Source organism: Lysobacter sp. A289, from assembly GCF_054072675.1.
This window is the reverse complement of sequence record NZ_JBSVRN010000001.1, coordinates 710247-736656: the sequence shown is the minus strand read 5'-3', so window position 1 is coordinate 736656 and position 26410 is coordinate 710247. Positions and strand designations below refer to the sequence as shown.

Sequence of the window (26410 nt, the reverse complement as noted above, 5' to 3'; positions counted from 1 at the left end):
ATGTTGGTTCCCGCGCCGACACGCCGCCGGGCGCTGCTGCCAGGCTGTTGGTCGATCGGATTGCTCATCGGCTTGACCTCCAGTCCGACGCTGGCGCAGGACTTTCTGTCACCAGACGCCCCGGCACACCCGGAGGCCTGCGCGGCGCTCAATATCGACGTGGAGCGCCTGGCTTGCTACGACGCCGCTGTTGGGCGTCACCCGGAGGGCCCTTCCGTCGCCGACGCACAGGCCCTCCAGGCGCGGCAGCTCAAGGACGCCAGCGCGGCACAGCAGCGCAGCCGACGCGCAGACCTGCCCCGGCGCGAACGCCTGCGGCAGGGGCTGAGTGACCTGTTCCGCGCCGAGAACGGCCCGCCCAACCCGCTGGATGCAAGCATCGCCAACGCCGGCAAAGGCGGCTTGCTGGACAGCCGCTGGGAACTGGCTCGCGATTCCAAGCTGGGCATTTTCAATCTGCGTGCCTACAAGCCCGTCTACCTGCTCCCAGCCGTGTGGAGTAGCCATCCAAACGAACTTCCCACCAGCTCCAACCCGGTCATGCCGGCACAGCCGCTATCACTGAAGGACGTGGAAACCAAGTTCCAGATCAGCTTCAAGACCAAGGCGGTCGAGAACCTGTTTGGCGATAACGGCGATATCTGGATGGGGTACACCCAAGTCTCGCACTGGCAGGTCTACGAAGGCGACAACTCGCGTCCCTTCCGCGAGTCCAATTACGAACCGGAAGTGATGCTGGTGTTCCGCAACAACTACGGCCTGGGCGAGCACTGGCGCGGCCGGATGCTCGGTATCGGCATCAACCACCAGTCCAACGGTCGCGCCGACCCCCTGTCGCGCAGTTGGAACCGGGTGGTAATGAATTTCGGCCTGGACCGGGAAAACTGGGCCCTGATGGTGCGCCCGTGGTGGCGGATATCCGACGGCAGCGAGGACGAAAACCCGAACATCGAGGACTACGTCGGGCGCGGCGACGTCACCTTGGTGCACACCCGCGGCGGCCATGAGTTCGCGCTGATGGCGCGACACTCGATGCGCAGCGGCGATCGATCCCACGGCGCGGTGCGGTTCGACTGGGGCTTTCCTTTGACTCGCACGCTGCGGGGCCATCTGCAGGTATTCGACGGCTATGGCGAAAGCCTGATTGACTATGACCATCGATCCACCCAGATCGGGTTGGGCATCTCGCTGCTGGAGTGGTTCTGATGCAGGCCAAACGAATCCTGTCCTTCGACGGCGGCGGCATCCGCGGCCTGGTCAGCTGCACCTGGCTTGGCGGCGTGGAGGACGCACTGGCACGGGCAGGAAAGCCCGGACTGCTTGACAGCTTCGACCTGGTCGCCGGCAGTTCCACCGGCGCTTTGGTGGCCTGCGGGCTCGGTATCGGCCTGGGCCCCGAGATGATGGCCGAGGTTTACCGCACCCAGCGCGACGAGATTTTCCCGGGGATGACCGACCGCCTGTGGTCACGCGCCGGACGATTTTTCAGCGCCGGGCCGTCCGCACCCAAGTACGACGGCAAGGGGCTGGAGAAGATACTGAAGAAGGTCTTTGGCAAGACCACGCTGGGCCAGCTCAAGCTGCCGACCGTGATCCCCAGCTACGACACCATCTCGCGCAAGCCGGTGATCTTCAAGAGTTTCAAGCCCAGCCACCGGGACTTGCTGGTCTGGGAAGTCTGCCGCGCAACCACCGCCGCCCCCACCTATTTCCCCGCACATCCGATGAAAATAGAAGGCAAGACCTGCTCGCTGATCGACGGCGGTGTCGTTGCCAACAACCCGACCATGTGCGCGATTGCCGAGGCCTTGCGCTATGACCGCGATGCCCACCAATGCGGCGACCTGGTGGTACTTTCGATCGGCACCGGGGAGCGCACCCGGCCCATCAGTCTGGAGTCCGCCCGGGAATGGGGCGCGCTGGAGTGGGCCGTGCCGATCATCGACGTGTTGTTCGACGGCAACGCCGAGTCGGTGGATTACATCACCCGACAGTTGGTTGGTGACAGTTACTTCAGGATGCAGGCGGAACTGTTGGCCGGCCTGGATGACCTGGATGACACCAGCGCGGTCAACATCGCCGCGTTGGAGAAGCTGGCAACGGCCTACTTGGCCCTGCCGGGCACACGCAAGAAACTGAAGGCGCTGGTGGAGCGGTTGTAGGCCGGCCATGGTGTATTACGGCTGGCGCCTAATGCACCCTACGGGTCAGGCGGGCTCGACCAGCAGGGGAATCTTGCCGATGCGCGCCTGCCACGTGCGCGGGCCGGTCTGGTGGACCGACTCGCCGCTGCTGTCGACCGCCACCGTCACTGGCATATCGCGCACGGTGAACTCGTAGATCGCCTCCATGCCCAGATCCTCGAAAGCCACCACGCGTGAGGCTTTGATCGCCTTGGACACCAGATACGCGGCGCCACCGACCGCCATCAGGTAAACCGACTTGTGCTTCTTGATCGCCTCGATCGCAACCGGACCGCGTTCGGCCTTGCCGACCATGCCCAGCAAGCCAGTCTGGCTCAGCACCTGCTCGGTGAACTTGTCCATCCGGGTGGCCGTGGTCGGGCCGGCGGGGCCGACGACTTCGTCTCGCACCGGGTCAACCGGGCCCACGTAATAAATGAACCGGCCCTTGAAATCGACCGGCAGCGGCTCGCCCTTGTCGAGCATGCCGACGATGCGCTTGTGCGCGGCATCGCGACCGGTAAGCAACTTGCCGTTGAGCAGGATCGTCTCGCCCGGCTGCCAGCTGGCGACGTCTGCCGGGGTCACGGTATCGAGGTCGACGCGCCGGCCATTGGAGGTGTCGTAGGTCAGCTCGGGCCAGTCTTCCAGCGATGGCGGATCCAGTTGTACCGGGCCGCTGCCATCAAGGGTGAAGTGCGCATGCCGCGTGGCCGCGCAGTTGGGAATCAACGCCACCGGCAGGTTGGCGGCGTGGGTCGGATAATCCTTGACCTTGACGTCGAGCACCGTGGTCAGCCCACCCAACCCCTGTGCGCCGATGCCCAGCGCATTGACCGCGTCGAACAGCTCGATGCGCAACTCTTCGGCGCGGTTGGACGGGCCGCGGGCCTTCAGCTCGGTGATGTCGATCGGCTCCATCAACGATTCCTTGGCCAGCAACATCGCCTTCTCGGCGGTGCCCCCGATGCCGATGCCGAGCATGCCCGGCGGGCACCAGCCGGCGCCCATGGTCGGTACGGTCTTGAGCACCCATTCGGCAACCGAATCGGACGGGTTGAGCATCGCGAACTTGGCTTTCGCCTCCGAACCGCCGCCCTTGGCCGCGACGATCACATCGACGGTGTTGCCGGGCACCACCTTGACGTTGACCACACCAGGCGTGTTGTCTTTCGTGTTGACGCGCTTGCCGGCCGGGTCGGCCAGCACCGACGCGCGCAGCTTGTTGTCGGGGTGCGCGTATGCGCGGCGCACGCCCTCGTGAACCATGTCTTCCACGCCCATCGTGGCGTCGTCCCAGCGCACGTCCATGCCGATTTCCAGGAACACGGTGACGATGCCGGTGTCCTGGCAGATCGGCCGGTGGCCTTCGGCGCACATGCGCGAGTTGATCAGGATCTGCGCGATCGCACCCTTCGCGGCGACGCTCTCTTCGCGCTCGTAGGCGGCGGCGAGGCTCTTGATGTAATCGACCGGGTGATAGTACGAGATGTACTGCAAGGCATCGGCGACTGACTGGATCAAGTCCTCCTGCCGGATCGAGACGGGTTGACGGGCGGAAATCGGACTTGCGACAGGGCTCACGGCAGGCTTCGGTGCTGGTTGCGGAAGCCATATTCTAGCGATCGGAGCCGGCCCGGTGGCGAATCAGGCCCCGAACACGGGAGCGACGCGCCGCCAAGCGACACGCCACTCCCCAATCCCGATGGTCCCGATCAGGAGCAACCGCCGCAGCAGTCGCTACCTTCACCGCTATGGGGCGCCGCATTGCTGGCCGGATACCCGGCGGTCGCGAGCGCGTCGATGGCCTGTTGCTGGGTCAGGAGCCCTTCCACGCGGACTTGCTTGTGGTCGACATTGACGGTGACCTGGGCGGTGGGATCCTGGGCCAGGATGGCGGTCGTTATGGCGTCACTGCACTTGTCGCAGGTAATTTCTTCTACATCGAGCAACATGGTTTCGGCACTCCTGATACTTGGTGGCATGCCCCGATGGTCTTCGGAGCGCTGGTCGCCAGAGTCGCGGAAATCGGGTCGCGTTGCCTTGACCAGGATCAGGCGTAGCGCAGATACCGTATCGGTTACCAGCCGCGTCAGAACAGCGTGGCCTGCGGCGGCTCGGGCGCGGAATAGTCCAGTTTTCCATCAACGATCCTGGCCGCCGAGGTGTACGGGTGTTCGTCACTGCGCCCAGGCGCCATCAGGTGAATGACGTCCCAGCCATGGGCCTTGAAATCATCTGAAATCAACCCCCGATGGCACTGCCACCAGACCGCTTCGGCGCACATGACGGCCACGCGCTGGTTTGCTGCCAGCTCGGCGAGATGGTCTCTCGCGCGTTGGTAGTCGGCGGTCTCCATGTAATCCGCATAGCCGCGAAAACTGGCGTTGCGCCAAGCGGTATTGCGGGTATGAGGATCGACCTTGCGACGGCCTCCGAGCCCGGTCATCGGCAGGTAGGCGATTCCGGTCGGCGGCAATTCGCGCGCCATGGTATCGGCAGAGAATTGCGGGTTTCGGCGCGAGCCGGGAAACCGGCGCACATCGCCCAGCACGCGGATATCGGCGTCACGCAACATGCCGACGAAGACGTCCCAGTCGCGGGTCGAGTGGCCGATCGTCCACAACGTGTGGTTCTGCCCATCCATGCGGACAGGATGCGCTGCCGCCCGTGAAGTGACATTGACGGGGGAATCATTCGGTCGCCGAGCGGCGATGGAACCAGCAACCATGGCCGCTTGGGGTTTCCGGAACGTTTTGCCGCAATCGGCTAAAATGCGCTGTCCCCACGCAGCAAATCCGCCATGTCCCCTGCCTTCGGCACCGAAACCGTGCTGGACGTCCGTCACTGGACGGACGATTACTTCAGCTTCACCACCACCCGCGACAACGGCTTCCGTTTCGACAACGGCCAGTTCGTCATGATCGGCCTGGATATCCCGCAAGCCGACGGCTCGACCAAGCCCCTGATGCGCGCGTATTCGATTGCCAGCGCGAACTGGGAGGAGCAACTGGAGTTCTTCTCGATCAAGGTCGCCTCCGGCCCGTTGACGTCCCGGTTGCGGCACATCAAGCCGGGCGACACGATCCGGATCGGCCGCAAGCCGACCGGGACACTGCTGATCCACGACCTGCACCCCGGTCGCAACCTGTACCTGCTCGGAACCGGCACCGGCTTCGCGCCATGGCTGTCGGTGATCAAGGACCCGGAAACCTACGAACGCTTCGACCGGGTGATCCTGACCCACGGTGTCCGGCGTGCCGACGATCTCGCCTATCGCGACTACATCCTCAACGAGTTGCCGCGGCATGATTTTCTCGGCGAGACGATCGCGCAGAAACTCCGCTACTACCCGGCGGTCACCCGCGAGAGCTTCCAGTTCGACGGGTGCGACCATCGCGGCCGGATGACCGACTTGATGGCCACGGGGCAAATGATGGAGCACCTCGGCGTGGAGCCGCTCGACCCGGAGCACGACCGGGCAATGATCTGCGGCAGCCCGCAGATGCTGGCCGACTTTCGCGCCCTGCTGGACGGCCGGGGTTTCGTCGCCGCACCCCGCATCGGCGTGCCGGGCCATTACGTGTTCGAGCGGGCCTTCGTGGAGAAGTAGCCGGGAGCCTCAGCGCAACTTGCCCGGAGCTGGCACCAGCAGAGGTGACGGCAGACCCGATGACGGACTTTGCCGATCTCCCAACAAGGTCACCAGTTTGACCTTCCCCGCCCGTTCCGCGGCGCCCAGGTCCTCGCAGATCTCATCGATATCGCACGACTCGATGTTGCCCTGGCTGACGTCCAGGCATATAGCGCAGTTGCGTCCGTGATGCTTGGCCAGGTACATCGCCGCATCGGTCAGCCGCAAGGCATCCTGCCATTGCCGTTCGCTGGCGCCGGAAAACACAACTCCGCCAAGCGACGCGGTGACACTGATCGCATCGCTGCCGACTTCGACCGGCTCACCTGCGATGGCCAGCAACATCCGCTGCGCCAGCACGACCATCCCGCCTGCCGGAACGCCCGACAAAACCAGCACGAACTCCTCCCCGCCCCAACGCACCAACGCATCCTGCTCGCGCAACCCTGACTGCAGACGCCGGGTCAGCTCGACCAATACCGCATCACCGGCGGCGTGGCCATGGGTATCGTTGATCGTCTTGAAATGGTCGACATCCAACAACATCAGGCCAATGCCGGAGCGCGCTCCTTGCTCCTGCAAGGCACCGTTGCGACTCGTTGCCACCCGCGCCATCAGCGCGTGGAAATGGCGCCGGTTGAATGCGCCGGTCAGCTCATCGCGCACCGATTTCTCGGTGAGGCTGGCATTGTCCACAGCGAGTCGTCGATTTGCATGCCGGGTACGCCGCAGCCGCTGCACCAGCAAGAGCGCAGCGAGAATCGACGCGATCGCCACCACGACCCACAGGCGCTGGCGCCAATTGCGCGCGGCGACGGCGGCCTTGCGCAGTTCGGCCTGCGCGGAGAGGCGCTGGATTTCATTGTTCTTGCGTTCCTGGTCGTACTTGACCTGCAATTCCAGAACCGCTTTTTCGCGCTCCTGGAGGGTCAGCCTGTCGTTGGCCGCCTGCGCTGCATGCACGGCCTGCAGGGCTTCCTGGTAGCGCCCTGCGTGCTCCAGGATCCGCACCAGTTCATTGGAGATCACGATCTCGTAGACGATATTGCCATGGTGCCTGGCCAATGCCACCGATTGCTCCAGCTTGCTGATCCCTCCTTCCACATCGCCCAGCCCGCTCATCGCGATGCCTTGGTTGGCCATCGCGACGGCAAGGCCGTTATCGTTGCCCGTCTTCATGGCGAGAGCGGCGGCGCGGCTCGCATACGCCAGCGCCTGTGCGTAGCCACCGGGTTTCAGGTAATGGTCGGCAAGGTTGGAAAGAATGGTGACTTCGGCGTCAATCAGCCCCTCGTGAGCCTGCGTGATCGCCAGGGCTTTCGTGAGCGCCTCGAGTTGCTTGTCGCCTTGCCCGGTCTTGGCGTGGGCATGGCTCCGGGTGATGTGCAACGCAGCAATGGCATGGACGAAACCGATCGACTCGGCGATGGCCAAGGCTTCTTCGGTAAACGCGAGCGCCTCGACCTCGTTACCCAGATTCGCGTTCATTCGCGCAAGCCGGTTCAACAACTCGACCCGGTCCGCGGTGTTTCCCAGCGATTGGGCCAAATGCAGCGCGTCGAACGAACCGGAGATCGAAGCGGTCAGGTTTCCGATCATCTCCTGGAACCTGACCTTTGCCCTGAGCATTTCCAGGCGCAATTGCGGGTTCGAGCCTACCAGCGGTTTCGCCTGGACGAGCAGGTCCCCGGCCAGCTCGTAGTCCAGGCGCTGCATCGCGTCACCGGCGCGCAGAACCAGCAACCGGGCGCGGCAACCGGCACAGTCGCCGCGCTTGCTGATTTCCTCGGCCGCCACCAATGCATCGCGCATCGACTCCGCGTCACGACCGGTCAGGGACAATCCGGCAATCGCCGCCCAATATCGGCTATCCACATCCGTTGACAGGCGGCCACCCTGTCGCGCGTGCGCTGCACGCAAACGCGCAATGGCGCGCATCGGAGACTCGTAGCCATGCAGGCGCTGATCTTCAAGGACAGTCTCGACCGACTCTCCGGTCGCCGTGGAGATAGGCGCGACGGGGCGATACGCTGGAGCCGCAAAGGCCGTCGCCGTTGCGAACAACATCGCTAGAGGCAGAACCCATTTACTCATGCCTGCAACAACGGCCGAGCGAGGTCGAACATGAGCGATGTGCTCGGCGCACTTTCGTTTTTGTGATCCATGTCTCTAAATCATCCTTGTTCCCATCGCGTCAAAACCTCAGACAGCGCCGACCAGGCGTTTATGTTGCTGCCTTCATCGCGGCTGTCAACGCCTTTCCCCGCAGCGCATCCGCCGCCACAATCGACCACCCCGCCCGGCATGGGCCCGTCTTTCCCCAAGGTCGTCTCCTCAATGTCAGAACTCAGCTCCCGGTTTCCGAACCAGATCGCCCACCTGATCGCCCGCGAAATTGACGCCCGGCCCAGCCAGGTCATCGCTGCGATCGGCTTGCTGGACGACGGTGCGACGGTGCCGTTCATCGCCCGCTACCGCAAAGAGGTGACCGAGGGCCTGGACGACACCCAACTGCGCAACCTGGAAACCCGGTTGATCTACCTGCGAGAGCTGGAGGATCGCCGTGCCAGCGTGTTGTCCAGCATTGATGAACAAGGCAAGTTGACCGATGAACTGCGCGCCGACATCGAGGCCGCCGACAGCAAGTCGCGCCTTGAGGACCTGTACCTGCCCTACAAGACCAAGCGCCGGACCCGTGCCCAGATTGCGCGTGAGGCCGGCCTGGAGCCGCTCGCCAACGGGCTGCTCGCCGACCCCAGCCAGGTGCCCGAGGGATTCGCGTCCGGCTTCGTCGATGGCGAAAAGGGCGTTGCCGACGCGAAGGCGGCGCTGGAAGGCGCACGCGCGATCCTGATGGAGCGCTGGGGGGAGGACGCCGCGCTGGTCGGGGAGCTGCGTAGCTGGCTCACCGAGGTTGGCGTCATCCGCGCCCGGGTGATCGAGGGCAAGGAAAACGACGGCGCTAAATACCGCGATTACTTTGATCACGCCGAATCATTGGCGAAAATCCCCTCGCACCGGCTACTGGCGCTGTTTCGCGCACGTCGCGAAGAGGTCATCCAGCTTGAGCTGGACCCGGGCACGAACGCCGAGACCGGCCACGCCCAGGCCATCGCCCGGGTGGCACACCATGCCGGTATCCGCGACCAGGGCCGGCCAGCGGATGCCTGGCTGCACAACGCCTGCCGCCTGGCTTGGAAGGCCAAACTCCACCTGCACCTGATGCTGGATCTGTTCGGCCAAGCCCGGGAGAAGGCCGAGGCCGAGGCGATCGCGGTGTTCGGCGACAATCTCAAGGATCTGCTGCTGGCGGCTCCTGCCGGGCCGAAGGCCGTGCTCGGGCTGGATCCTGGCCTGCGCACCGGGGTCAAGGTCGCGGTCGTGGATCCGACCGGCAAGCTGGTCGCGACCGACACGATATTCCCGCACCAGCCGCGCAACCAGTGGGACGGCTCGTTGCATGTGTTGCGGGCCCTGTGCGCCAAGCACGGCGTGCAGCTGATTGCGATCGGCAACGGCACCGCCTCGCGCGAGACCGACAAGCTGGCCGGCGATCTGATCAAGTTGGCACCCGAGTTGAAGATGCAGAAAATCGTCGTCAGCGAGGCAGGTGCGTCGGTGTATTCGGCGTCGGAATTCGCGGCCAAGGAGTTTCCCGGACTGGACGTGTCGCTGCGCGGCGCGGTGTCGATCGCCCGCCGGCTGCAGGATCCGCTGGCCGAACTGGTCAAGATCGAGCCCAAGGCCATTGGTGTCGGCCAGTACCAGCACGACGTGGACGGCTACCGGCTCGCACGCGCGCTGGATGCGCGGGTCGAGGATTGCGTGAACGCCGTGGGTGTCGACGTGAACACCGCCTCGGCCGCTTTGCTGGCCCGGGTGTCGGGACTTGGTGCGACCGTGGCTGAGAACATCGTGGTCTACCGCGACCAGAACGGCGCGTTTGACAGCCGCAAGCAGCTGATGAAGGTGCCGCGGCTGGGCGAGAAGACCTTCGAGCAGTGCGCCGGTTTCCTGCGCGTGGCCAACGACGACCAGCCACTGGATGGCTCATCGGTGCATCCAGAGGCGTATCCGGTGGTACAGCGGATCGTCAAGCAATGCGGGCGCGAGGTGAAGCAGCTGATCGGCGATGCGTCGTTCCTGCGCAGCTTGCACGCCGAGCAATACACCGACGACAAATTCGGCTTGCCGACCGTGCGCGACATCCTCAAAGAGCTGGAAAAGCCCGGTCGCGACCCACGGCCCGAGTTCAAGGCCGCGCGATTTGCCGACGGCATCGAGCAACTCAAGGACCTCAAGGTCGGGATGATCCTGGAAGGCGTGGTCAGCAACGTCGCCGCGTTTGGCGCGTTCGTCGATATCGGCGTCCACCAGGACGGGCTGGTGCACATTTCGGCGCTGGCCAACCGCTACGTCAAGGACCCGCGCGAGGTGGTCAAGGCCGGCGACGTGATCAAGGTGCGAGTGCTGGAAGTCGATATCCCACGCAAGCGGGTCGCGTTGACCTGCCGCCTGGAGGACGCTGCCCCACCGGCGCCGCAGCACCAAGACCGCCAACCTCGGGACCGCCAGCCTCGCAACGTTCCGGTCCAGCCACACCGGTCCAGCCCGGCCAAGCCGGCGTCTGCACCGCCGGCCAACAACGCACTGGCCGCCGCCTTCGCCCGCGCCAAGGACAGCCGCTGAGCACGACGGTGGTGCGCCCGTGGCTTTTGCCATGGGTGGCAGCCGGCGGCATGCGTTAGGCTTCGGGTTCCCACTGACGAGGTTATGTCCGATGAAGCATCCACTTGCGCTGGCGTTGGCCATAGCGCTGACCGCCAGCTTGTCCGCCTGCGCACAGTCTGACGCTGCCAAGGGCGACACCGCCCAGTCCGAATCCAAGGCCGATACCGCCGTGACCGACGCCAGCAACCCGTTCTTCACCGAAAGCGATTTGCCGCTGCACTACCCGCGCTTCGACAAGATCGATGACGCCGACTTCGGCCCCGGTTTCGATCGCGGCATGGCCGAGCACCTCAAGCAGATCGAGGCGATCGCCAGCAATGACGAAACGCCCACGTTCGACAACACCATCATCGCGCTGGAGAAATCCGGCGACATCCTGCAGCGCACCGCGACCGCATTCTTCAGCCTGGTCGGTGTCGACACCAACGATGCACGCAAGGCGATCCAGGCCGAGTACGCGCCCAAGCTGTCGGCGCATCGCGACGCCATTTCGCTGAACCCCGAGCTGTTTGCCCGTGTCCAGAAGCTGTACGAAACCCGCGACAGCTTGGGCCTGGAGCCCGAGGGTGTGCGCCTGATCGAGCGTTATCACACCGATTTCGTCCGCGCCGGCGCCGAGTTGTCCGATGCCGACAAGACCCGCCTGAAGGAGATCAACTCCGAATTGGCCGTGTTCGGCACCCAGTTCAACCAGAACGTGCTGGCCGAGGTGAATGACTCCGCCGTCGTTGTCGACAGCAAGGACAAACTCGCCGGGCTGACCGACGAGCAGATCGCCGCCGCCGCGGCTGCCGCCAAGGGTCGTGACCTGGAGGGCAAGTACCTCGTCGCCCTGCTCAACACCACGGGCCAGCCGCCGCTGGCACAGTTGGAAAACCGTGAGCTGCGCGAGCGCATTTTCAAGGCCTCGGTCGCACGTGGCAGCCGTGGCAACGAGTTCGACAACACCGGCATCGTCTCCAATGTCCTGAAGTTGCGCGCCGAGAAGGCGACGATGATGGGCTACCCCAATTACGCCGCTTACGTGCTGGCCGACGAGACCGCCAAGACCACCGAAGCGGTGAACGACATGCTTGGCAAGCTGGCACCAGCTGCGGTGGCCAACGCCAAGCGCGAAGGTGCTGCCATCCAGGCGATGATCGACAAGGAACAGACCGCCAAGGGCGAGCCGACCTTTGAGCTGCAGCCGTGGGATTGGGCGTACTACACCGAGAAGGTGCGCCAGGAGAAGTTCAACTTCGACGAGTCCCAGCTGAAGCCGTACTTCGAGATGAAGAACGTGCTCGAAAACGGCGTCTTCTATGCTGCCGGCGAGCTTTACGGACTGACCTTCAAGCAGCGCACCGACCTGCCGGTCTACAACCCGGATGTGCTCGTGTACGACGTGTTCGAAGCTGACGGAACCCAGTTGGCGATCTTCCTGGCGGACATGTATGCACGCGACACCAAGCGTGGTGGTGCGTGGATGAACTCCTATGTCGACCAGTCCGAGCTGACCGGCGACCTGCCGGTGGTCGCCAACCACCTCAACATCACCAAGCCGATCAACGGCCCCACCCTGTTGACGTGGGATGAAGTCACGACCACGTTCCACGAGTTCGGCCACGCCCTGCATGGCATGTTCTCCGACGTGAAGTACCCGTACTTCAGCGGCACCAGCGTGCCACGCGACTTCGTCGAGTTCCCGTCCCAGGTCAACGAGATGTGGTCCGACTGGCCGTCGGTGCTGGCCAACTACGCCAAGCACTACGAAACCGGTGAGGCGATGCCGCAGGAACTGCTGGACAAGGTGCTGGCGACCTCGAAGTTCAACCAGGGTTTCGCCACCACCGAGTATCTGGGTGCGGCAATGCTTGACCAGAGCTGGCATCAGATCGGTGCGGACAAGATCCCCGAGGCCGATGGCGTGATGGCGTTCGAAGCCGCTGCCCTGAAAGCCAACGGCACCGACTACGCGCCGGTTCCGCCGCGCTACAAGACCCCGTACTTCAGTCACATCATGGGGGGTTACGCCGCCGGCTATTACGCCTATATCTGGTCGGAAGTGCTGGACGCCAACACCGTGGAATACATCAAGAGCAACGGTGGCCTGACTCGCGAGAACGGCGACCATTTCCGCGAAACCCTGCTCTCGCAGGGTGGCAGCAAGGACGCGCTGCAGTTGTTCCGCGACTTCGTCGGCCATGAGCCGCAGATCCAGTCGCTGCTGGTACGTCGCGGCTTGGACACCCCGGTATCGGATGACGCCGTGGTGCCAGACACACCGAAGCAGTAACGATCCGCTTGCATGACCAAGGCCGCCCGGCGTAATCCGGGCGGCTTTTTTTGTGATCGCAAAGGCTTAACGCAGGGCGCCGTCCTGGAACAACCGGCGGTATTGCGGTGCGACATGGGGCAGCAATACAGTCGCCGGTATCTCCACCGTCTGCACGCCGTCGGAATACGGCCCCACCTGATAGGGCGGGAAGACAAAACGCAGCGCAACCAGCTTGCCATCGGCTCCGGCAACCGGTTCGAACTGCGCGAAGTTCTCCGGATCCGCGGTGGTGCCTTCATCGATCATCCCACCTGCACTGCGGGCCAGCTCGGCCCTTTGGCCAGACGGCAGCTCATCGGCATCGGCGCGTTGTGACAAAGCGGCATGCAGTTGTTCGCGCACTTGTCGGGAAACCGCCTGCCAACCTTCGGCGTCCGGAATCAACCGTGCCGCCGTCAGTCGCTCAGCCTGGTCGGGCAACCACACGAATCGCTCCAGCAACGGCACACCGTGGGCGCCACCGGTATAACTGCTGCCATCCGCGGCGTAGGCAACCAATCCGGGACTGTCCAGCACCTCGGTAAAACCGAGCGACAGATCGTAGATCGCACTGCTGTCCTGGGGACGCGACGCCACCGCCTGCAGCAATTGCGTGCGGGCCGCCTCCGCGTAAGCCTTGAGCAGTGCCGCCAGCTCGGGGTAATTACCGGCCGACGACGGATAGCTGATACCGATGATGTAGTCCCCGGTCGACTCCATCACGTCCTCAAGCGCCACGTCTGCCACCGGCGCATCAGCCGCGGGTGTCGATGGGGTGTCCGGCCCTGCCGTCGAACCCGCCGCCGGGGCTGGCGATTGCGGCGAACGGTCACAGGCAGCAAGCGAGGCCATCAACGCGACCGCGAAAACACCATTGATCCTGATTTGTCGCATGAAATTGGCCCCTCCTGATTGGACGGAACCTTAACGCCATTCATGTGACGCCCGGATGCAGACGGGATAAAGCGAACGTATCGTTACCAGTCAGTGCGTTGCGGCAGCAGTCCGTGCAGTTCGGCGTCGGTGAGGTTGCGCCATTGGCCGGTTTTCATCCGCCCCAACTTGACGTTGCCGATGCGCACGCGAATCAACTGTTTGACCCGGAACTTGAAGTACGTCGCCATCAGCCGGATTTGCCGGTTCAAGCCCTGCACCAGCACGATACGGAACCCGAACCGACCCAACTTGCTGGTCTTGCAGGGCAACGTCGTTTGACCGTGGATCGGGACGCCCTTGGCCATGGCGCGCAGGAACTCGGCGGTCACCTCATGGTTGACCGCGACCAGGTATTCCTTCTCAAGCTTGTTTTCGGCGCGCAGGATCTCGTTGACGATATCGCCATTGCTGGTCAACAGGATCAGACCCTCGGAATCCTTGTCGAGACGGCCAATCGGGAAAACCCGGCGTTCGTGGCCAACGAAGTCGACGATATTGCCGTCCACCGCGGATTCGGTCGTGCAGGTAATGCCAACGGGCTTGTTGAGCAGGATGTAAACGTGCTTCCGCTGCCCCTTGGGGACCGCGCGGACGCGCAATGCCTGGCCGTCGACCTTGACTTCGTCACCCTCGCCCACCTCGGAGCCGACCCTGCCGCGCAATCCGTTGACCGTGACCCGCCCTTCGGCGATCAGGCGATCAGCTTCGCGGCGCGAGCAGAAACCGCTCTCGCTGATGTGTTTGTTCAGACGCATGGTGGGTTGCACAGGGTTTGGCGGCCGGCCAGTCTACGCCAACAACTGCCTGTACTCGGGGTGGCGCTTGACCCACGCGGCGGCGTAGGCACAGTCTGGACGTACCTTCAGGCCCTCGCTGCGGGCGTGTTCGAACGCCTTCAAGGTCAGTTTCCCGGCGATGCCGCGCCCGCCTATCGCCTCGGGTACGCCGGTGTGGGTGAGCACCATCAAGTCGCCGCGGCGCTGATAGTCGAGCACCCCATCGACGCCATCAACGGTGGTGACAAAGCGTGAGCCGGCGACGTCATGGCGAACCACCACCGTCGGCATTTCGGGACTGGGACTGGAAATGGACATGTCTGTGCTACCCACTGGATGAAAATGCTCCGGCATGCGTCAACGGTTGTCGCGTTTGCCCTGATTGTGTCGATCATGCGTGCTGACGCTGCCCTGGATGGCGGACATCCGGCTCTCGCCCGCGTGCAACTCTTCGGCGCGATCCGCGGCGGCGGGTGACTGGAAACCCACGCCTGGCTGATGTTCGTGCTCCGGATCCAGCGCCTGCCACGGCTGTGGCTCGCGGTCGCGTGCCTGTTTGGCCTCAAGAAGCTCGCGGGTATTGGCAAGCGCCCGTTCGGGAGTGATCCGGCGTCGCTTGGCGCTTTTCTTTGCTGTCGCTGTTTTGGCTGGCGATTTCTTCGCCACGGCTTTCCCCACTGGCTTCTTCGCGGCCGTCTTTTTCGGGGCCGTCTTTTTCACGGCTGCTTTCTTCACCGCAGCCTTCTTCACCGCAGCCTTCTTCACAGCCGTTTTCTTCGCAGCCGGTTTCTTCACTGCTGCTTTCTTCACTGCCATTTTCTTCGCCGCCGGTTTCTTCACCGCAGCTTTCTTCGCAGCCGGCTTTTTCGCTGCCGTTTTCTTCACAGCCGGTTTCTTCGGAGCGGCTTTTTTCACGGCCGTTTTTTTCACGGCAGCCTTCTTTGCAGCCGTTTTCTTTACCGCGGTCTTCTTCGTTACCACCTTGCCGGTGGGCTTTCGCGCTGAGGTCGTGGCCATACAGTCCTCCATCGGGATAGTCGAGGGGCGCGCCAACGAAGGTCGGTGTGCGCCGTCACGTCACGCTGTGGTGTGACGGCTGATCGATAACACGGATTGTATTTGTACGGAGTGAGCATCGACCGCCGACGGCAACGCCGGCACCTTCACGGCCGAGTGTGACGCAGAAGGTCATTTCACCGTGTCACACATCACTGGATCCTCCTGACCGCGCTGATGGCATGGAACCTGCGTTTCTCTTGGGTACAAAGTTCCGATCACCGGAAACCTGATGCGGCCACTTCACGGAGATAGCCATGGATGCCCTGAGCCCCGCCACGAGTGATGCCTGCAGCGACGATGCACTGGTCGCCCGGCTCTACGAACTTGGCGACAACGACGACAGCGGTGAACTCACCCGCATCGATGCGCTGGTTTACGAGCGACTGTTGCAGACCTATGGCCACGACGACGAAGCCGTCACTGATTGAGCATCAACCGAACGACGGGCTCATCAGTCGCTCGAGAAAGTAAGGGCCGATTCGCGGCTCCATGAACAGCATGAACAACACGCCGTAGATCGCGCCGGACAAATGCGCGCTGTGGTTGGTGCGACCGCCACCCTGGCGATCCATCCAGTACGAATAGCCGACGAAGAACACGCCGTAGACAATGGCGGGCACCGGCAGGAAAAACACGAAGATCAGCGACCACGGCTGCACCAGGATGAAGGCGAACAACACCGCCGATACCGCGCCCGAGGCCCCCAGGCTGCGATAGTGCGCGTCGTTGCGGTGCTGCAGGTAGGTCGGCAGGATCGCAATCACGATCGCCGACAGATAAAACAGCAGGAAGCCCAGTGGGCCGATCATCTCGACGATCAAACGCTCGGTCGCCCGCCCAAAAAAGAACAGGGTGATCATGTTGAACAGCAGGTGCTGCCAGTCCGCGTGGATGAAGCCATGGGTCAGCAGCCGGTCGTACTGCTTCTGGCGATCAATCGCCGGCGGCCACAGGATCAGGCGATCAAGCAGGCGCGGACGGTCAAACGCCAGCCAGGAAACCAGCACGGTTACTGCGATCAGGATGAGGGTCAGCATGGGTCAGGAAATCCTGCTTGAGTCTTTTTGGCGAAGGGGCAAGGCTAACCGACTCGCCACGGTCGCGGGGTAACATTGACCGATCCAAGACACGAAGCCTGCCGATGACCCGCTCCCGCGAACTCCGTCCCGCCCTGTTTTGCCTGCTGTTGGCCGCCGCCCTTCCTGCCTTCGCCCAGCAAACATCTTTGACCACTGCGCAGTTGACCACGGTGTCCGAACGCAGCGGCTTCATCCAGACCGGACGCTATGCGGAGGTGCTGGAACTGTGCGATGCGTTCGTCGCGCGCTACCCGGACGCAGTGCGCTGCGAGACCTTCGGCACCACGCCGGAAGGTCGGCCGATGAAGCTGCTGGTGGTGTCGCAGAGCGGCGCGTTCTCCGCCGAGGCGGCGCGCGACCAGAGCCTGCCCGTGACCTTGATCCAGGGCGGCATCCACGCCGGCGAGATCGATGGCAAGGACGCCGGCTTCCTGGCCCTGCGCGAGATGCTCGACGGTGAAATTGCCCCCGATGTACTGAAGCAGCAGGTGTTCCTGTTCGTGCCGGTGTTCAACGTCGATGGTCATGAGCGATTCGGTGCATGGAACCGCCCCAACCAACGCGGGCCCGAGCAGATGGGCTGGCGCACCACCGCGCAGAACTACAACCTCAATCGTGGCTATGTGAAAGCCGACGCGCCGGAAATGCAGGCGATGCTGGCGTTGATCAACCAGTGGGATCCGCTGGTGTATGTCGACCTTCACGTCACAAACGGCGCGAAGTTCCAGCACGACGTGTCGATCCAGGTGGAGCCGGTCAACAGTGGCGACCAGGCACTGCGCAAGGCCGGCAGTGCGCTGCGCCAGGGCACCATCGATTATCTCGCCGACCATGGCGCAATGCCGCTGCCGTTCTATCCCTCGTTCGTGGAAGAAGACAACCCGGCCTCCGGCTTTGTCGACGGCGTTGCCACCCCGAGGTTCTCGCAGGGTTACATGCGCCTGCGCAACCGTCTCGGGATGCTGGTCGAGACCCACTCCTGGAAGGACTATTCGCACCGGGTAAAGACCACCCATGACGCGATCATCGCGGTGCTGCAGCAGGTCGCCCAACACGGTGGGCAGTGGCAACAGTTGGCCAGCGCCGCCGACACGCGCGCGCTTGCCCTGGCTGGTGATCCGGTACCGCTCACCTTCGATGCCAGCGCCAACTGCCACACCATCGATTTCGAGGGTTACGCCTATACCCGCACGCCATCGGAGATCTCCGGGGCGACCATGACCCGCTACGACGAGAACCAGCCGCAGACCTGGAAGGTGCCGTTATGCGACGAGCTCCGTCCCGCGCTGGTGGTCAACGCGCCCAAGGGGGGCTACCTGGTACCGGCCGCCCATGCCGGCTGGGTCGCCAAGCGGCTCGACCGGCACGACATCGACTACCGCCGGCTTGAACAAGGCTTGCCGAATGCGAAAGTCGAAACCTTCCGGGCGCAGGCCACCAAGTTCGGTGAGTCGTCCTATGAAGGCCACCAGCGTCTTGACCTCGAGGGGCAATGGCAGCCGGAGACGCGCGATGTCAACGCCGGTGCCTTGCTGGTGCCCATCGCCCAGCCCAAGGCGCGACTGGTGATGCACATCCTGGAGCCGCAGGCGCCGGACTCGCTGGCCGCATGGGGCGAGTTCAACAATGCCTTCGAGCGCAAGGAATACATGGAGCCCTATGTCGCCGAACAGGTCGCCCGCGAGATGCTCGCGGCGGACCCGGAATTGAAGGCCGTGTTTGACCAGCGCCTGCGCGAGGATGCCGAGTTCGCCGCCAGCCCGCGTGCCCGGCTGGACTTCTTCTACCGCCGCCACTCCTCGTGGGACCAGCGCTACAACCTCTATCCGGTGTTGCGTATCGACACCCTGCCCCGGTAACGCACGGGCCACCGGCGCGGCCTGGTCAGTCGAACGACCAGGTCACGTCCAGGCCAAGCATCCAGTTGCGTCCGGGTGATGGCTCGTAATAGCGCCCGCCACCGGCGTTGACGATCACCGAACCGATGATGTCCCGGTCGAACAGGTTGTTGACCCGGGCAAAGCCTCGCCAGTCGAAGCCACCCAGTTGGAATCGGCGCTCGGCGGCCAGGGCGAAACTGGCATAGGCCGGAGCAAATTCGCTGTTGTCGTCATTGACATAGACGCGATCCACGAACTGACCGTCCAGCATGACGTCGATGGCCTCCTGCGGACTCCAGCGCAACTCGGCCCAGGCGACATGCCGCGCCAGTCCCGGGATATGCCGTCCGTCCTGGATCAGCAGCTCATCGCGCGCATCACCGGGCGCGCAAGGCGGCGTGGCGCAAACAGCGAAATCACTCAGATAGCGTGCGTCGAGGAATGTGTAGGCCGAGGAAAAATGCCAGCGTGGGGAGAGTTCTCCCGACAACGCCAATTCCACCCCGCGACGGCGCGTAAGCCCGGCGTTGTCGTACACGCTGCGTCCGCCCAGGTTGGCCACCACGACCAGCTCGTCCCGGGTACGGCTGACGAACGCGGCAGCGGAATATTGCAGTCGATCCCGGCGCGCGCGCAGGCCGATCTCGTAGTTGTGGCTACGCGCCGGTGCCAGGGTATCGTTCAAGCCGCTCAACCCGTCACTGCGGTATGCCAACTCCGAATAGGTTGGCGTCTCGAAGCCGCCACCGGCATTGGCGTACAGGCTCATCCACGGGGTAGCGCGATAGAGCACACCGGCAACTGGTGAGGTTCGCGAGTAGGACAACGCGCCGCTGTCATCGGGGTTGATGTCGGTGATGAAGCGATCGCTTGATCGGAACCGTACCTGGCTGCGACGCGCGCCCACGTTGATCCGCCAGCGGTCCGCCGGCTCCCAGTTCGCTTGCAGGTAGACGTCACGCCCGGACACCTGGTTGATCTCGTCACGACGTAGCGCCCCGATCACACCGAGCTGGTCGCCGACGAAATTCTCGTAGCCTCGACGGCGTTCCTCGGAAACCTCGTACTCGACCCCCGAGGTCAACGAGAACGGCCGCTCCCATAACTCGGTCGTCCAACGCCAGCGCGCATCGATGCCGTGATAGTCCCGGTCCAGGTCGATCACGCCACCGTTGTGCAAGGGTGTATTGCGCTGGACCGCGGCAGGGACCGACAACATCTGCGCGGTCGCCCGATTGCCGCCATAAGCGGTCACCGCCAACTCATGGTCTGTTGAGATCGGCTGCACCACATGCGCGCCAAACTGGCTCTGGCGTACCGACTTGTCGATGTCGTAAGCCAGTGCGCCGTCGCTGGCGGCGCGCCGGTCTCCCTGCAGTTGCTGCGCGGTCAGACCCTGCGGGTCGTCCGCCTGCAGGTCCAGTCCGTTGAACAGCACCGTGTAGCGTCCCCCATCGCCATACGTCCCCTTCAGCAGCGCCTGGCCGGTGCGCCGGCGCGCGGCGCTGTGGTGGCGATAGCCTTGATCCTCGACGTCGACCAGGTCGACCAGGAAGCTGCCCTGCTCGTCTTGGCCCCAAGGCGTGTGGAACGACAGTGCCGAGCGCCGCAGTCCGTCTTCACCGGCAACCATGCCTGCGCGCAGCAGCGGGTCCGGCGGTGCGTCTGCGGTGAACAGCGAGATGACACCACCGGATGCGTTGCCATACAACGCCGAGAAAGGTCCGCGCAGCACCTCGATACGTTCGGCCGATTCCAGCGGGAAGTGCGACACCTGCCCCTGCCCATCGGGCATCGTGGCCGGAATGCCATCGGTGTACAGGCGTACACCGCGCACGCCGAAGGTGGCACGCGCGCCAAAGCCCCGGATCGATATCTGCAGATCCTGGGCGTAGTTCTGGCGGTCGCGGGCAACCACGCCGGGCACTCGCTGCAGGGTTTCCGACAGGTCGATTTTCGGTTGCGCACGCTGGATCTCATCGGCACTGATGACGTCGATCGCCGCGGGCACCACCAGTGCGTCCACCGGGATGCGGGTGGCGGTGACCACCACCGGGGCCAGCTGCGTATCAACCTTCGATGATGGCGGCGGCGGCGAGGATGATTGCGATTGCGCAATCCCCGGCACCAGCAGGAGTGCGAGCCAAGACAGCCGCAGGCGCCGCCTGCATCGTGCCGACGGACAGTACGTGTTGCTCATAAGCCGATTCTCAATGTCGTGGTGCTTTCCAGCAGGCATCCGCCAAGGGTATCTGATCCACCTGGCCGCCAGTACGCACAGCACAGCGCCGCGGCCGCCGCCGCGGTCAATAGCTATGGCAGCAGGAAGCCGATCAGCGCCTGGTTGAACGCATCGGGGGACTCCAGGCTGCAGATATGGCGCCCCTCGATTTCGGCGTAGCGTCCATCGGCAACCCGGTGCGCGATGGCCTGCAGGTCGGCCGGCGTGGTCACCGGATCCTGGCTGCCGGCCAGCGCCAGCACCGGCGTCGCGACGCCCGCCAGCGTGTCGCGGAAATCGGCACCGATCAGCGCATGGCAGCAACCGGCGTAGCCCTCTACCGGGATCTGCCGCAAGCGCTCCAGCGTCTGCTCGACCGCCTCCGGTTCGGCTGCGGCGAACGCCGGCGTGAACCAGCGGCTGACCGTGCCTTCGGCGATCGACTCCATGCCGTTCGCCCGAACCTGGTCGATGCGCGCCAGCCAGCCGTCTTCGGTGCCGATCTTGCCGGCGGTGCTGCACAGCACCAGCCGGTCGAGCCGTTCCGGGGCGTTGACCGCCAGCCATTGCCCGACCAGCCCGCCGATCGACAGGCCGCAGTAATGGGTGCTGGCAATGCCCATCGAATCCAGCAGCCCGAGCACGTCCTGGCCGAGGTCGTCGATCGAGTACGGCGCGGGTGGCGTGGCCGAACGACCATGGCCGCGCCGGTCATAACGCAGGATGCGGAAGTGCTCGCCGAGCGCTTCGATCTGACGATCCCACATGGTCAGGTCGGTGCCCAGCGAATTGCAGAACGCCAGCCACGGGCCGTCGGCGCGACCGTCGACGCGGTAGTGCAGGCGCACGCCGTTGACGGTGGCGAAGGTGGGGGTTGGTTCCATAGCTGTCCTCACACCCGCTCAATGGCCAAGGCGATGCCCTGCCCGACGCCGATGCACATCGTCGCCAGACCACGCTTGCCGCCGCTGGCTTCCAGCTGACGCAGCAGGGTCAGCGCCAGACGTGCGCCGCTCATGCCCAGCGGATGGCCGAGCGCGATCGCCCCGCCGTTGGCGTTGACGTGGGCGGCATCGTCGGCGAGCCCGAACTGACGCAGGCACGCCAGCCCTTGCGCGGCGAATGCCTCGTTGAGCTCGATCGCGTCGAAGTCGTGGATGGTCAGGCCAAGCCGGGCCAGCAGCTTCTGCGTGGCCGGAACCGGGCCGGTGCCCATCACGCCGGGCAGCACGCCTGCGGTGGCCATGCCCAGCACCCGGGCACGCGGGGTCAGGCCATGGCGCTGCGCCGCAGCGGCCGAGGCCAGCAGCAGCGCCGCGGCACCGTCATTGATGCCCGAGGCATTGCCGGCGGTGACGGTGCCGGGGGCGGCGAAGATCGCCTTCAGTTTGGCCAGTGCCTCGGCGCTGGTGTCGGCGCGCGGATGCTCGTCCTCGGCGACCTGCACCGTCTCGCCGCGCTTGCGACCGGGCGCCGTCACCGGCACCAGCTCGCCGTCGTAGAAACCGGCCGCCTTGGCTGCGGCGTAACGCTGCTGGCTGCGCAGCGCGAACGCGTCCTGATCCTCGCGCGAGATGCCGTACTGCGCGGCCACGTTCTCGGCGGTCTGGCCCATCGATTCGACGCCATACAGCGCTTCCAGCGCCGGATTGACGAAGCGCCAGCCCATCGTGGTGTCTTCGAGAACTTGATTGCGGGCGAACGGCGAGGCCGCCTTGCCCATCACGAACGGCGCGCGCGACATCGATTCGACGCCGCCGGCGATCGCCAGTTCCAGCTCACCGGCACGGATGCCGCGCGCGGCGCTGCCCACTGCGTCCATACCGGAGCCACACAGGCGGTTGAGGGTCACGCCCGGCACGTCGGCCGGCAGCCCGGCCAACAGCAGGCTCATGCGCGCGACGTTGCGGTTGTCCTCGCCGGCCTGGTTGGCGCAGCCGAGGAACACGTCGTCGATCAGTGTCGGATCCAGCGCCGGATTGCGCGCCAGCAATTCTCTCAGCGGCACCGCGCCGAGGTCGTCGGCGCGGATGCCGGCGAGCGCGCCACCGTAGCGGCCGATCGGCGTGCGGATGCCGTCGACGATGAATGCGTCAGTCATCACTCGTCTCCTTGCTGTTTGCCGTGGGCAGCATCGGTACGCGCCTGCAGCGCGCGCAGCGTCGCCAGCACCGAAGCTTCCGGCGGCACGGTTTCGCTCACGTTATCGGCGAACTTGATTGGCCAGCCGGTGGCGTCGACGATCTGCTCGCGGCTGACGCCAGGGTGGATCGAGACCACGGTCAGCTCGCGCGTCACCGAGTCCGGCTCCATCACGCACAGGTCGGTGACCACGACTTGCGGGCCCTTGCCCGGCAGGCCGGCCCTTTGGCGCGCATCACCGCCGTCCATGTGACCGACGCTGGTGACGAAGTCGAGCGTGTCAACGAAGGCGCGCTTCGACTGGCGGATGATGATGAACACTTCTTTGGCCGAGCCGGCGATTTCCGGCGCGCCGCCGGCGCCGGGCAGGCGCGTCTTCGGGGCGTCGTACGGGCCGATCACGGTGGTGTTGAGGTTGGCGAAACGGTCGATCTGCGCCGCGCCGAGAAAGCCGACGTCCACCCGGCCGCCCTGCAACCAGTAGCGGAATATTTCCGGGGTCGAGACCACGGTGTCGGCGGTCTCGGCCAGTTCGCCGTCGCCGATGGACAGCGGCAGCACGGTCGGCTTGGCGCCGATCGGGCCGGATTCGTAGATCAGGGTGGCATCCGGGGCATGCGTCAGCCGCGCCAGGTTGGCGGCGGTGGATGGCAGGCCGATGCCGACGAAGCAGACCGCACCATCGCTCAGGCGGCGGGCGGCAGCGACGGTCATCATTTCATTGGTGGTGTAGGTGCTCATGCGTTCGCCTCCTGCTGGCTTTCGGCATGGACGCGCAGGAAGCCCTCGAAGTCTTCGGTGTCCAGAATGTGGCGCTGGATCCAGGTCGTGAACGCCTCGCGGCTGCGGGCGATCGGATCCCACGCCAGGTAGAACCGGTTGTCGCGCTCGTAGTAGCCATGCGCATAGGACGGAGTGGCCCCGCGCGGCACGTGGCACACGGCGCTCACCACCCAGCTCGGCAGGATGCAGGCGTTGGCCGGGGCGTCGAGCGTGTCGACGATCTCCTCGACCGTGACGATCACCTTCTTCGCCGCCAGCGCGGCCTCCTTCTGAACGCCAAGGATGCCCCACAGCAGCACGTTGCCTTGGCGGTCGGCCTGCTGGGCGTGGATTACGGTGACATCGGGCCGCACGGCCGGCGTGGTGGCCAGCGTCTCGCCGGTGTACGGGCAATCGATGAACTTGATGCTGTCGTTGACCTTGGGCAGGTCAGAGCCGATGTAGCCGCGCAGCACCGCGAACGGCAGCCCGGACGCGCCGGCGACGTAGGCGTTGGCCATGTCGGCATGGCTGTGCTCGCGGATGGCGAGCTTGTGCGGCCAGCCCTTCTCCACCGCATCGCGCAGGCGGTGCAGCGAGCCGACGCCGGGATTTCCGCCCCAGGAAAAGCGCAGCGACGTCGCGCAGCCGGCGCCGATCAACTGGTCGTAGATCAGATCCGGAGTCATGCGCACCAGCGCCAAGTCGCGCTTGCCTTGGCGGATCACTTCATGACCGGCCGCGTGCGGAATCAGGTGGGTGAAGCCTTCCATCGCCACGGTGTCGCCATCGTGGATCAGCCCGGAAACGGCTTCTCGCAGTGAACAGATATCAGCCATGGATAACCTTCATATCGCTGTGTGGGGGCCGGCTTGCGCTCAACCCTGGTCGCCGCCGCCAACGGGCAGCACGGTTCCGGTGATGTAGGAGGCCTCGTCGGAGGCGAGGAACAGGATCGCCGCGGCCTGCTCGGCCAGTGTGCCGTAGCGCTTCATCAGCGTGCTGTCGGTGGTCTGTTCGACGATGGCCTGGTACCACCGTGCTTCCTGCGCGGTGGGCGATTCTGTGTTGCGCGGCACCTTGCGTAGCGGCGCTTCGGTGCCGCCGGGCGCGACTGCGTTGACGCGCACGCCGCGGCCGCCGCACTCGAACGCGAGCGAAGCGGTCAGCGCGTTCACGCCGCCCTTGGCCGCGGCGTATGGCACGCGGTGGATGCTGCGGGTGGCGATGGAGGACACGTTGACGATGGCGCCGGCGCCCTGCTCCAGCATCTGCGGCAACGCGGCACGGCAGCACCACAGGGTGGGGAACAGCGAACGGCGGATCTCGGCCTCGATCTGCGCCTCGCCGTAGTGCTCGAACGGGCGCGCCCAGATGGTGCCGCCGACGTTGTTGACCAGCACATCGATGCGGCCATAACGGGCGATCGCCAAATCCATCACCGCCTGCGCGCCGGCCCAGGTTTCCAGATCGACATTGAGGCCTTCGCAATCAGCGCCCAGCGCGCGCGCTTCGGCCACCACCTCGTCGAGGAAGGCGGCGCGGTCGGCCAGCACCAGGCGGCCGCCCTCACGGGCGATGTCGAGCGCCACTTCACGGCCGATGCCCTGGGCCGCGCCGGTGACCACCACCGACTTGCCGGTGAAACGGTCGGCGCGTGCCATCACGCGGCCTCCTTCAGGCCCGGCGTGCTGGGCGTGAACTTCTCGTAGTGGAAGCTCGCCGGAGTGACGCCCAGTTCGCCGAGGTGGCGGCGCACCGCATCGACCATCGGCGGTGGCCCGCACAGGTACACGTCGACCTCGCCGCCATGCAGCGCATCGGCCGGCAGGTGGTGGGTGACGAAGCCCTTGCGCGCATGCGTGGACGCCTCGTCCGCGACGATGGTGGCGAACGCGAAGCCGGGCAGGCGCTGCGCATAGGCTTGCAGTTGTTCCACCAGCACCAGATCTTCGTCGCGGGTGACCGCGTAGAGCAGCTGCACCGGCTGGGTGTTGTCCTGCACCGCCAATACTTCCAGCATCGACAGGAACGGCGCCAGCCCGGTGCCGCCAGCGAGCAGCAGCAACGGCCGCTTGACCTCGCGCAGGTAGAAGCTGCCCAGCGGGCCGGTCAACGACACGGTCTGGCCGATGGCCGCTTCAGTGAGGTAGCCGGTCATCAGGCCGCCCGGCACCTGCTTGACCAGGAACGACAGCCGGCGTGCGCCCGGGGCCGAACTGAAGGAATACGAACGGGTCTGTTCGCTTCCCGGCACGGCGATATTGACGTACTGGCCCGGCAGGAACACCGGCGCCTCGGCGCCTTCGGCGACCTCGAATGCCACTTCCAGCGCCGCGTCCTGATGCGGGGTGATCGCCACCAGCGTCGCCTCGAACGTCGCCGTGCCGGTCTTGCACGCGGTCGACGGCAGCGGCACCGATATCACGCAGTCCGACGACGGCACCATCTGGCAGGTCAGTACCAGGCCCTCGGCGGCCTCGTCCTCGGTCAGCGCGTCCTCGATGTAGTCGTTGCCGAGGTCGTAGCGACCCTGCTCGGCGCGGCACTTGCAGGTGCCGCAGACGCCATCGGAACAGTCCATCGGCAGGTTGATGCGCTGCCGGTAGGCGGCATCCAGCACGGTCTCATTGGCGCGGCAATCGATGAAACGGGTGACGCCGTCCTCGAAACTCAGAGCGATGCGGTGACTCATGGATTTACCTCGCAGA

General features: G+C 64.9%; 23 protein-coding genes. 7 read left to right on the top strand and 16 right to left on the bottom strand.

Going from position 1 to position 26410, the window contains the following annotated elements; all coding sequences use genetic code 11:
• Positions 1-1206 (top strand): phospholipase A, encoded by a 1206-nt coding sequence (locus ACW5DN_RS03435; RefSeq protein ID WP_456961359.1) that lies wholly within the window; start codon positions 1-3, stop codon positions 1204-1206.
• The gene (locus ACW5DN_RS03430) at positions 1206-2162 is read left to right on the top strand and encodes a patatin-like phospholipase family protein (protein ID WP_456961358.1); all 957 of its coding nucleotides are present in this window, start codon (positions 1206-1208) and stop codon (positions 2160-2162) included. The genes ACW5DN_RS03435 and ACW5DN_RS03430 overlap by 1 nt, the downstream gene beginning before the upstream one ends.
• A 45-nt stretch (positions 2163-2207) precedes the next feature.
• On the opposite strand, the gene ACW5DN_RS03425 is transcribed toward ACW5DN_RS03430, so the two are convergent.
• The 3 genes from ACW5DN_RS03425 to ACW5DN_RS03415 form a co-directional block, all read right to left on the bottom strand.
• Complete coding sequence (locus ACW5DN_RS03425; RefSeq protein WP_456962943.1) at positions 2208-3746, bottom strand: fumarate hydratase; 1539 nt, start codon at positions 3744-3746, stop codon at positions 2208-2210.
• A 152-nt stretch (positions 3747-3898) separates the two neighbouring features.
• Positions 3899-4138 (bottom strand): heavy-metal-associated domain-containing protein, encoded by a 240-nt coding sequence (locus ACW5DN_RS03420; protein ID WP_456961357.1) that lies wholly within the window; start codon positions 4136-4138, stop codon positions 3899-3901.
• A gap of 137 nt (positions 4139-4275) precedes the next feature.
• Positions 4276-5031, bottom strand: coding sequence for a DUF488 domain-containing protein (locus tag ACW5DN_RS03415; RefSeq protein WP_456961356.1), 756 nt, complete (start codon positions 5029-5031; stop codon positions 4276-4278).
• Here ACW5DN_RS03415 and ACW5DN_RS03410 point away from each other — a divergent pair.
• Positions 4987-5796 (top strand): ferredoxin--NADP reductase, encoded by an 810-nt coding sequence (locus tag ACW5DN_RS03410; protein ID WP_456961355.1) that lies wholly within the window; start codon positions 4987-4989, stop codon positions 5794-5796. The genes ACW5DN_RS03415 and ACW5DN_RS03410 overlap by 45 nt on opposite strands.
• A 9-nt stretch (positions 5797-5805) precedes the next feature.
• Here the strand turns inward: ACW5DN_RS03410 and ACW5DN_RS03405 are convergent, their stop codons facing one another.
• Complete coding sequence (locus ACW5DN_RS03405; RefSeq protein WP_456961354.1) at positions 5806-7755, bottom strand: tetratricopeptide repeat-containing diguanylate cyclase; 1950 nt, start codon at positions 7753-7755, stop codon at positions 5806-5808.
• A gap of 399 nt (positions 7756-8154) precedes the next feature.
• On the opposite strand from ACW5DN_RS03405, the gene ACW5DN_RS03400 reads away from it, so the two are divergent.
• Both ACW5DN_RS03400 and ACW5DN_RS03395 read left to right on the top strand, forming a co-directional pair.
• Positions 8155-10506 (top strand): Tex family protein, encoded by a 2352-nt coding sequence (locus tag ACW5DN_RS03400; protein ID WP_456961353.1) that lies wholly within the window; start codon positions 8155-8157, stop codon positions 10504-10506.
• A 91-nt stretch (positions 10507-10597) separates the two neighbouring features.
• Positions 10598-12823 (top strand): M3 family metallopeptidase, encoded by a 2226-nt coding sequence (locus tag ACW5DN_RS03395; RefSeq protein WP_456961352.1) that lies wholly within the window; start codon positions 10598-10600, stop codon positions 12821-12823.
• A gap of 66 nt (positions 12824-12889) precedes the next feature.
• Here the strand turns inward: ACW5DN_RS03395 and ACW5DN_RS03390 are convergent, their stop codons facing one another.
• The 4 genes from ACW5DN_RS03390 to ACW5DN_RS03375 all read right to left on the bottom strand — a co-directional run bounded on the left by ACW5DN_RS03390 (position 12890) and on the right by ACW5DN_RS03375 (position 15573).
• Entirely contained in the window at positions 12890-13738 is an 849-nt protein-coding gene (locus ACW5DN_RS03390; RefSeq protein ID WP_456961351.1) for a DUF3298 domain-containing protein, read from the bottom strand.
• 83 nt (positions 13739-13821) lie between these two features.
• Positions 13822-14535: a pseudouridine synthase gene (locus tag ACW5DN_RS03385; protein ID WP_456961350.1), complete on the bottom strand. Its 714-nt coding sequence runs from the start codon at positions 14533-14535 to the stop codon at positions 13822-13824.
• Positions 14536-14568: 33 nt separating this feature from the next.
• Positions 14569-14874, bottom strand: a complete 306-nt coding sequence (locus ACW5DN_RS03380) for a GNAT family N-acetyltransferase (RefSeq protein ID WP_456961349.1) — start codon at positions 14872-14874, stop codon at positions 14569-14571.
• Positions 14875-14913: 39 nt separating this feature from the next.
• Positions 14914-15573 carry a histone H1-like repetitive region-containing protein gene (locus ACW5DN_RS03375; RefSeq protein ID WP_456961348.1) on the bottom strand — a complete coding sequence of 220 codons (660 nt, stop codon included), beginning with the start codon at positions 15571-15573 and terminating at the stop codon, positions 14914-14916.
• Between the two features lie 296 nt (positions 15574-15869).
• On the opposite strand from ACW5DN_RS03375, the gene ACW5DN_RS03370 reads away from it, so the two are divergent.
• Complete coding sequence (locus ACW5DN_RS03370; protein ID WP_456961347.1) at positions 15870-16043, top strand: hypothetical protein; 174 nt, start codon at positions 15870-15872, stop codon at positions 16041-16043.
• A gap of 3 nt (positions 16044-16046) precedes the next feature.
• On the opposite strand, the gene ACW5DN_RS03365 is transcribed toward ACW5DN_RS03370, so the two are convergent.
• Positions 16047-16652, bottom strand: coding sequence for a rhomboid family intramembrane serine protease (locus ACW5DN_RS03365; protein ID WP_456961346.1), 606 nt, complete (start codon positions 16650-16652; stop codon positions 16047-16049).
• A 104-nt stretch (positions 16653-16756) separates the two neighbouring features.
• Here ACW5DN_RS03365 and ACW5DN_RS03360 point away from each other — a divergent pair, with 104 nt between their 5' ends.
• Positions 16757-18553 carry a M14 family metallopeptidase gene (locus ACW5DN_RS03360; RefSeq protein ID WP_456961345.1) on the top strand — a complete coding sequence of 599 codons (1797 nt, stop codon included), beginning with the start codon at positions 16757-16759 and terminating at the stop codon, positions 18551-18553.
• A gap of 25 nt (positions 18554-18578) precedes the next feature.
• Here ACW5DN_RS03360 and ACW5DN_RS03355 read toward each other — a convergent pair whose 3' ends face one another.
• From ACW5DN_RS03355 to benC, 7 genes are all read right to left on the bottom strand, one after another.
• The gene (locus ACW5DN_RS03355; protein ID WP_456961344.1) at positions 18579-20774 is read right to left on the bottom strand and encodes a TonB-dependent receptor family protein; all 2196 of its coding nucleotides are present in this window, start codon (positions 20772-20774) and stop codon (positions 18579-18581) included.
• Between the two features lie 113 nt (positions 20775-20887).
• Positions 20888-21679 (bottom strand): 3-oxoadipate enol-lactonase, encoded by a 792-nt coding sequence (gene pcaD / locus ACW5DN_RS03350; RefSeq protein ID WP_456961343.1) that lies wholly within the window; start codon positions 21677-21679, stop codon positions 20888-20890.
• Positions 21680-21687: 8 nt separating this feature from the next.
• The gene (pcaF, locus tag ACW5DN_RS03345) at positions 21688-22896 is read right to left on the bottom strand and encodes a 3-oxoadipyl-CoA thiolase (RefSeq protein ID WP_456961342.1); all 1209 of its coding nucleotides are present in this window, start codon (positions 22894-22896) and stop codon (positions 21688-21690) included.
• Positions 22896-23678 (bottom strand): CoA-transferase subunit beta, encoded by a 783-nt coding sequence (locus ACW5DN_RS03340; RefSeq protein ID WP_456961341.1) that lies wholly within the window; start codon positions 23676-23678, stop codon positions 22896-22898. Before ACW5DN_RS03340 ends, pcaF begins: the two co-directional genes overlap by 1 nt.
• Positions 23675-24538, bottom strand: a complete 864-nt coding sequence (locus tag ACW5DN_RS03335; protein WP_456961340.1) for a CoA transferase subunit A — start codon at positions 24536-24538, stop codon at positions 23675-23677. Before ACW5DN_RS03335 ends, ACW5DN_RS03340 begins: the two co-directional genes overlap by 4 nt.
• A gap of 39 nt (positions 24539-24577) precedes the next feature.
• A complete protein-coding gene (locus tag ACW5DN_RS03330; protein WP_456961339.1) occupies positions 24578-25363 on the bottom strand; it encodes a 1,6-dihydroxycyclohexa-2,4-diene-1-carboxylate dehydrogenase in 786 nt (261 codons plus the stop codon).
• Positions 25363-26394 (bottom strand): benzoate 1,2-dioxygenase electron transfer component BenC, encoded by a 1032-nt coding sequence (gene benC, locus ACW5DN_RS03325; RefSeq protein WP_456961338.1) that lies wholly within the window; start codon positions 26392-26394, stop codon positions 25363-25365. The genes ACW5DN_RS03330 and benC overlap by 1 nt, the downstream gene beginning before the upstream one ends.
• Positions 26395-26410: the final 16 nt, after the last annotated feature.